General features: G+C 51.4%; 2 tRNA genes and 3 rRNA genes. All 5 read left to right on the top strand.

Annotated features, from left to right (window positions below):
* A 16S ribosomal RNA gene (locus H6G92_RS38750) occupies positions 1 to 1,297 on the top strand; the annotation flags it as partial.
* A gap of 129 nt (positions 1,298 to 1,426) precedes the next feature.
* Positions 1,427 to 1,500: transfer RNA gene (locus tag H6G92_RS38745), tRNA-Ile, on the top strand.
* A gap of 88 nt (positions 1,501 to 1,588) precedes the next feature.
* A tRNA-Ala gene (locus H6G92_RS38740) sits at positions 1,589 to 1,661 on the top strand.
* 189 nt (positions 1,662 to 1,850) lie between these two features.
* Positions 1,851 to 4,739 (top strand): 23S ribosomal RNA (locus H6G92_RS38735).
* A 120-nt stretch (positions 4,740 to 4,859) separates the two neighbouring features.
* A 5S ribosomal RNA gene (gene rrf, locus H6G92_RS38730) occupies positions 4,860 to 4,977 on the top strand.
* The last annotated feature ends 24 nt before the right edge of the window (positions 4,978 to 5,001 follow it).

Below are 5,001 nucleotides of genomic sequence, written 5' to 3'. Positions count from 1 at the left end.
AGATGAGCTCGCGTCTGATTAGCTAGTAGGTGTGGTAAAGGCGCACCTAGGCGACGATCAGTAGCTGGTCTGAGAGGACGATCAGCCACACTGGGACTGAGACACGGCCCAGACTCCTACGGGAGGCAGCAGTGGGGAATTTTCCGCAATGGGCGAAAGCCTGACGGAGCAATACCGCGTGAGGGAGGAAGGCTCTTGGGTCGTAAACCTCTTTTCTCAGGGAAGAACACAATGACGGTACCTGAGGAATAAGCATCGGCTAACTCCGTGCCAGCAGCCGCGGTAATACGGAGGATGCAAGCGTTATCCGGAATGATTGGGCGTAAAGCGTCCGCAGGTGGCTATGTAAGTCTGCTGTTAAAGAGTCTAGCTCAACTAGATAAGAGCAGTGGAAACTACATGGCTAGAGTGCGTTCGGGGCAGAGGGAATTCCTGGTGTAGCGGTGAAATGCGTAGAGATCAGGAAGAACACCGGTGGCGAAGGCGCTCTGCTAGGCCGCAACTGACACTGAGGGACGAAAGCTAGGGGAGCGAATGGGATTAGATACCCCAGTAGTCCTAGCCGTAAACGATGGATACTAGGCGTGGCTTGTATCGACCCGAGCCGTGCCGTAGCTAACGCGTTAAGTATCCCGCCTGGGGAGTACGCCGGCAACGGTGAAACTCAAAGGAATTGACGGGGGCCCGCACAAGCGGTGGAGTATGTGGTTTAATTCGATGCAACGCGAAGAACCTTACCAAGGCTTGACATGTCGCGAATCTTCTTGAAAGGGAAGAGTGCCTTCGGGAGCGCGAACACAGGTGGTGCATGGCTGTCGTCAGCTCGTGTCGTGAGATGTTGGGTTAAGTCCCGCAACGAGCGCAACCCTCGTTTTTAGTTGCCAGCATTAAGTTGGGCACTCTAGAGAGACTGCCGGTGACAAACCGGAGGAAGGTGGGGATGACGTCAAGTCAGCATGCCCCTTACGCCTTGGGCTACACACGTACTACAATGCTCCGGACAGAGGGCAGCAAGCATGCGAATGCAAGCAAATCCCGTAAACCGGAGCTCAGTTCAGATCGCAGGCTGCAACTCGCCTGCGTGAAGGAGGAATCGCTAGTAATTGCAGGTCAGCATACTGCAGTGAATTCGTTCCCGGGCCTTGTACACACCGCCCGTCACACCATGGAAGCTGGTAGTGCCCGAAGTCATTACTCCAACCTTTCGGGGGGGAGGATGCCTAAGGCAGGACTGGTGACTGGGGTGAAGTCGTAACAAGGTAGCCGTACCGGAAGGTGTGGCTGGATCACCTCCTTTTTAGGGAGACCTACACCCCTTACATATCGAAAAACATACAGTTAAATAGATAGTAAGTTGGTCTAACCTAGGTCGGTCGCAGATATTTGCATTGTTAAAAGCTTTCAAACTATGATGAAGGTTCGATATGGGCTATTAGCTCAGGTGGTTAGAGCGCACCCCTGATAAGGGTGAGGTCCCTGGTTCGAGTCCAGGATGGCCCACCTGAATCAATTAAAAATGTAAAATGCAAAATTAAAAATGAAGAAAATTCAATTTTTAATTTTTAATTATCAATTTTTAATTGTATCTGGGGGTTTAGCTCAGTTGGTAGAGCGCCTGCTTTGCAAGCAGGATGTCAGCGGTTCGAGTCCGCTAACCTCCACCTGTGGCGATTGCCATTGATAAAAAATTGTGAGAAACCAGCAACATGACACTCGTGTCAGACTGCTGAGAATGTTCTCAGCCAGAACCTTGAAAACTGCATAGTAACGCGAAATTAGCAGGCAGACACGGACATTCCGAAAGGATGTATTTGTGAATGCAATCAGGTGAAACACCAAATGTATTGAGTGGTCAAGCTAATAAGGGCTAACGGTGGATACCTAGGCACACAGAGGCGATGAAGGACGTGGTTACCGACGATATGCTCCGGGGAGTTGGAAGCAAACATTGAGCCGGAGATTTCCGAATGGGGCAACCCTATATACTACCTGCTGAATATATAGGCAGGAGAGAGCCAACCCAGCGAATTGAAACATCTTAGTAGCTGGAGGAAGAGAAATCAAAACAGAGATTCCCTAAGTAGTGGTGAGCGAAAGGGGAAAAGCCTAAACCAATTGGTTTACCGATTGGGGTAGTGGGACAGCGATATCGAATCTGGAGGCTAGATGAAGCAGCTAAATACTGCACCAAAGAAGGTGAAAGTCCTGTAGTCGAAAGTCAAAGGATAGTAGCTGAATCCCGAGTAGCATGGGGCACGAGGAATCCCATGTGAATCAGCGAGGACCACCTCGTAAGGCTAAATACTACTGTGTGACCGATAGTGAACCAGTACCGCGAGGGAAAGGTGAAAAGAACCCCGGAAGGGGAGTGAAATAGAACATGAAACCGTTAGCTTACAAGCAGTGGGAGGACTATTCAAAGTCTGACCGCGTGCCTGTTGAAGAATGAGCCGGCGACTTATAGGCACTGGTAGGTTAAAGCGAAAATGCTGGAGCCAAAGGGAAACCGAGTCTGAAAAGGGCGATAATCAGTGTTTATAGACCCGAACCCTGGTGATCTAACCATGGCCAGGATGAAGCTTGGGTAACACCAAGTGGAGGTCCGCACCGACTGATGTTGAAAAATCAGCGGATGAGCTGTGGTTAGGGGTGAAATGCCAATCGAACCAGGAGCTAGCTGGTTCTCCCCGAAATGTGTTTAGGCGCAGCGGTAATGATTATATCTGGGGGGTAAAGCACTGTTTCGGTGCGGGCTGGGAGACCGGTACCAAATCGAGACAAACTCTGAATACCCAGAGCACACATTGCCAGTGAGACAGTGGGGGATAAGCTTCATTGTCAAGAGGGAAACAGCCCAGACCACCAGCTAAGGTCCCCAAATCATCGCTAAGTGATAAAGGAGGTGAGAGTGCACAGACAACTAGGAGGTTTGCCTAGAAGCAGCCACCCTTGAAAGAGTGCGTAATAGCTCACTAGTCAAGCGCTCTCGCGCCGAAAATGAACGGGGCTAAGCGATGTACCGAAGCTGTGGGATTAACTTATGTTAATCGGTAGGGGAGCGTTCCGTCGTAGGTAGAAGCAGTAGCGGCAAGCAGCTGTGGACGAAACGGAAGTGAGAATGTCGGCTTGAGTAGCGCAAACATTGGTGAGAATCCAATGCCCCGAAACCCTAAGGTTTCCTCCGCCAGGTTCGTCCCCGGAGGGTTAGTCAGGGCCTAAGGCGAGGCCGAACGGCGTAGTCGATGGACAACGGGTTAAAATTCCCGTACTGATTGTAGGTTGTGCAGAGGGACGGAGAAGATAATTGTCAGCCGGATGTTGGTTACCGGTTCAAGCGTCAAGATGTTGAGAGACGGCGAAAACGTTTCGAGTTGAGGCGTGAGTACGACCCACTACGGTGGGGAAGTGGCATAGTCTAGCTTCCAAGAAAAGCTCTAAACACGTTAACTTACAGTTACCTGTACCCGAAACCGACACAGGTAGGGAGGTTGAGAATACCAAGGGGCGCGAGATAACTCTCTCTAAGGAACTCGGCAAAATGGCCCCGTAACTTCGGAAGAAGGGGTGCCCACCTAAGACGTGGGTCGCAGTGAAGAGATCCAGGCGACTGTTTACCAAAAACACAGGTCTCCGCAAAGTCATAAAGACGCAGTATGGGGGCTGACGCCTGCCCAGTGCCGGAAGGTTAAGGAAGTTGGTCAGGGGGCAACCCTGAAGCTAGCGACCGAAGCCCCGGTGAACGGCGGCCGTAACTATAACGGTCCTAAGGTAGCGAAATTCCTTGTCGGGTAAGTTCCGACCCGCACGAAAGGCGTAACGATCTGGATGGTGTCTCAGAGAGAGACTCGGCGAAATAGGAATGTCTGTGAAGATACGGACTGCCTGCACCTGGACAGAAAGACCCTATGAAGCTTTACTGTAGCCTGGAATTGTGTTCGGGCTTGGCTTGCGCAGGATAGGTGGGAGGCGATGAAGTATTCCTTGTGGGGAGTATGGAGCCAACGGTGAGATACCACTCTGGCGAAGCTAGAATTCTAACCCATGACCATTATCTGGTCAGGGAACAGTTTCAGGTGGGCAGTTTGACTGGGGCGGTCGCCTCCTAAAAGGTAACGGAGGCGCGCAAAGGTTCCCTCAGCACGCTTGGAAACCGTGCGGCGAGTGTAAAGGCATAAAGGGAGCTTGACTGCAAGACTGACAAGTCGAGCAGGTACGAAAGTAGGCCTTAGTGATCCGACGGCGCAGAGTGGAATGGCCGTCGCTCAACGGATAAAAGTTACTCTAGGGATAACAGGCTGATCTCCCCCAAGAGTCCACATCGACGGGGAGGTTTGGCACCTCGATGTCGGCTCATCGCAACCTGGGGCGGAAGTACGTCCCAAGGGTTGGGCTGTTCGCCCATTAAAGCGGTACGTGAGCTGGGTTCAGAACGTCGTGAGACAGTTCGGTCCATATCCGGTGCAGGCGTAAGAGCATTGAGAGGAGTCCTCCTTAGTACGAGAGGACCGGGAGGAACGCACCGCTGGTGTACCAGTTATCGTGCCAACGGTAAACGCTGGGTAGCCAAGTGCGGAGCGGATAACCGCTGAAAGCATCTAAGTGGGAAGCCCACCTCAAGATGAGTGCTCTCACCACGTAAGTGGGTAAGGTCACGGGAAGAACACCCGTTCTTAGGCGGTAGGTGGAAGTGCAGCAATGTATGTAGCCGAGCCGTGCTAACAGACCGAGGGCTTGACCTCACAACTCATTTGGTTTCGCGTTACTGTGCAGTCTTCAGGGTTTCTGAAGTATTAGAAATGTAAATTTTCAAAAGTCATTTTTAATTTTACATTTTTAATTTTTAATTCCCATCAGGTTTTCCTGGTGTCTATTGCGCGGTGGAACCACACTGAACCCTTCCCGAACTCAGAGGTGAAACGCTGCTGCGGCCACGATAGTTTAGGGGTAGCCCTACGCAAAAATAGCTCGATGCCAGGATTCATTTTTCTATCAAAGCCCCCT

This window comes from Nostoc foliaceum FACHB-393, assembly GCF_014698505.1.
GTDB lineage: Bacteria > Cyanobacteriota > Cyanobacteriia > Cyanobacteriales > Nostocaceae > Nostoc > Nostoc foliaceum_A.
Note: the sequence above shows the minus strand (reverse complement) of the source record. Positions and strands in the feature narration are given on the sequence as shown.